The sequence below is a fragment of the Bacillus sp. SD075 genome (assembly GCF_017355165.1).
Classification (GTDB): Bacteria; Bacillota; Bacilli; order Bacillales; family DSM-1321; genus Peribacillus.
Window position 1 is genome coordinate 1 of sequence record NZ_JADILK010000098.1, and the last position, 2,862, is coordinate 2,862.

3 protein-coding genes are annotated in these 2,862 nt (G+C 38.3%); 2 read left to right on the forward strand and 1 reads right to left on the reverse strand.

Annotation, left to right across the window (positions count from 1 at the left end; genetic code table 11):
* Window positions 1-329 precede the first annotated feature (329 nt).
* Window positions 330-1,088: an alpha/beta hydrolase gene (locus IOC57_RS25375; protein ID WP_207441349.1), complete on the forward strand. Its 759-nt coding sequence runs from the start codon at window positions 330-332 to the stop codon at window positions 1,086-1,088.
* A gap of 80 nt (window positions 1,089-1,168) precedes the next feature.
* Window positions 1,169-1,339 (forward strand): CsbD family protein, encoded by a 171-nt coding sequence (locus tag IOC57_RS25380; RefSeq protein ID WP_069981788.1) that lies wholly within the window; start codon window positions 1,169-1,171, stop codon window positions 1,337-1,339.
* 118 nt (window positions 1,340-1,457) lie between these two features.
* Here the strand turns inward: IOC57_RS25380 and IOC57_RS25385 are convergent, their stop codons facing one another.
* Window positions 1,458-2,600, reverse strand: a complete 1,143-nt coding sequence (locus tag IOC57_RS25385) for a PP2C family protein-serine/threonine phosphatase (protein WP_207441350.1) — start codon at window positions 2,598-2,600, stop codon at window positions 1,458-1,460.
* Window positions 2,601-2,862 lie beyond the last annotated feature (262 nt).

The following is a 2,862-nucleotide window of genomic DNA, read 5'->3' on the forward strand; positions in this document are numbered from 1 at the left end:
CATTCCACTTTAAAGTCAACTCTTTTTCTCCATTTCTTCTATTTATATCTTGCACAGGTTATTTGCTTCTTCAGTTTATCAATAATTCCAAGACAGTATACAGTACTTATATAATAGAATGAATAGCAAACATCCATGAAAAAACCTAGTAAGTACCTTTATATCCTTTTTAAAAGCTTCTTAATGAATATTGAAGTTTGGAATATAACCAAGTTGACTTCACAATTTTCATTATGCTATTATATAACCAAGTAAAATAATAGGAATAGTTAATTTTATTTATAAGCTTCCTTTCAACAGAACTTAGCTAAATTAAAGGAGATGGGAATATGACAGCAGCAATGGTAATACCAGGTGCGGAATCTTTTTTCTTACCCGGCAATTCTATCGGTATTCTTATTTGCCATGGTTTTAACGGAACGCCACAAAGCGTAAGGTATTTAGGTGAAAAATTCGCTGCCAAAGGCTTTACTGTCTTCGCCCCTCGACTGGCGGGCCACGGAACGGATGAATATGAAATGGAAACGAGTCATTACCAGGAGTGGATACAGGATGTTGAAATGGCCTATGCAAAATTAAAGCGAACCTGCACCCATGTATTCGCCATCGGACAATCTATGGGAGGCGCCCTTGTTCTCGACTTAGCGACAAAAGTGGCTTGCGATGGAATTCTCACCATCAATGCCGCTCTCCAAGTTCCTGAATATGAAATATATCGTAACCAATCGGATCCACGCTTCATTCCTGAAGGCAAGCCTGACATAAAAGACGATACAACTAAAGAAATCACATATCATCAAGTTCCTTCAAAAGCGATTAATCAATTGCTTGATATAATGGAACATGCCAGTCAAAAACTAATAGACGTTTCGTGCCCGGTACTTCTCTTCCATTCTCCAGAAGATCACGTTGTACCAGACTCGTGTTCCTACCATATTTACGATACGGTCATGTCCGGTGATAAGGAAATGGCCCCCCTTGAAAATTCATATCATGTGGCCTCGTTGGATCATGACAAAGATCATATCATTGAACGGTCATATCAGTTCATTCAAAGGTTAAGTAAAAGGGTAATAATCGCTTCTTAAACTCCTTTCACCCTATTAATCAGGTTTATCCATACACCTGATGGGTATATATTGTATATAAAGCAAAAGGAGGTAACATAATGAGCGGTTTATCAGACAAAGTAAAAAGTACTGTAAATAAAGTTAAAGGTGAAACGAAAGACCAAGTCGGTAACGCGAAAAATGATCCTCATTTACAAGCAGAAGGCAAAGTCGATAAATTAAAAGGCAATCTCCAAGATGGCATTAGTAAATTGAAAAATGACCGTTAATTGCATATAGCCGAGTATATGATTCACTCTCTTGACGAACATTCTCATTTCATATAAAAGCATCCCCCCCCCTTTTATAGAAAAGAGGCGGCAGATAATCTGCCGCCTCTTTTCTTCTTCAATTTGCTTGAATAACAACCACACACATATCATCAGGTTGATCTTTCTGCATTTCCGGGGACATCAAAAAATCGATAGGGGGAGATTCTTTACAATCAAACCACCTCGTCGAGACCGCTTCTTTTATTTGGTCGAGTCCTTCCGTCCCTTCTCGATCTATAGCTTCCATGACTCCATCCGTAAATAACATAAGCTGAATCTTCTCTTCATAATGAATGACGGACTTCTTTATTTTCATCTCGGTGAAGAACCCTACGGGACAAGTCCCTTTTGAAAGTGAGGCCACTTTTCCATCGTCCATTAAAGCAAATCCCGGAGGATGTCCGGCATTCACATATTCCACTGTCTTTTGCTCTGTATCAATGATCATATAAATCGCGGTAAAATAATAATGCACCTGATTATCTTCTTTATTAAGGGTACTCATCCAGCGATTCATTTCGTTTATTACTGCCACTGGATCCGTATGTGTCCTGATGGCATCCCTCAATACGGAGGAAATGAACATGCACACAAGTGAGGCGGATATGCCATGCCCCATCATATCCAACAGGATGATTCCATACCTATTCTCATCAATGCGGTGCCAATAGTACATATCCCCTGCTAATTTATTCGCAGGTAAGTATGATGCCCTGATAGTTAAATGGTCATTTATAATCGGTTCACTTAATAAACTGCTTTGAACCTGCATGGAAAGATCCAATTCATTGCGGATTTTTTCATCCTGCATTTTATGCCAATCTTTTTCATATTTAAGTCTTAACCCCACGCGAATCCTCGCAAGTAAATCTATTTTATTGATAGGCTTCATTATATAATCAATTCCGCCAACATCAAGTGCCTCGGCCACCTTGTTTGAATCTTCAAGGGCGGTCACAAAAATGACGGGTATATCTCTAAGGTGAGGAATGCTTTGAAGTCTCCTGCACGCCTCTATCCCATCGACCTCCGGCATCATGATATCAAGCAGAATGATATCAACTGAAGTCTCTTTAGGTTGCGGACTATCCACCTGTAAATATTCAAACATCTCAACAGCTGAAGTTAATGATAGAAAATCCGTATAGCCAGCTCGTTTTAGAATTTTCTCTATAACGAAAAGGTTAACCTGGTTATCATCTACGATTAAAATCGTCATTCTTTCATTCCCCTTTTGGCTTATATCGAGCGGCAACATTTATCTCATATATGAATCAGTGCTTTCATAAAGCTCCCTTAATAGGGATTTTTCTATTATATTATAACGAAGTTCAGCCTCTTTTAATAAAAATAAACCACGGTACTGATTCAAGATGGAGACTAACTCATTATTTATACCCCTTGCTCCGATACTTTAAACATAGAAATGCAAAAAAAAGCGAAAAATGATTCACTAAATTTAAAAGAAAGAGTCCGCTTAT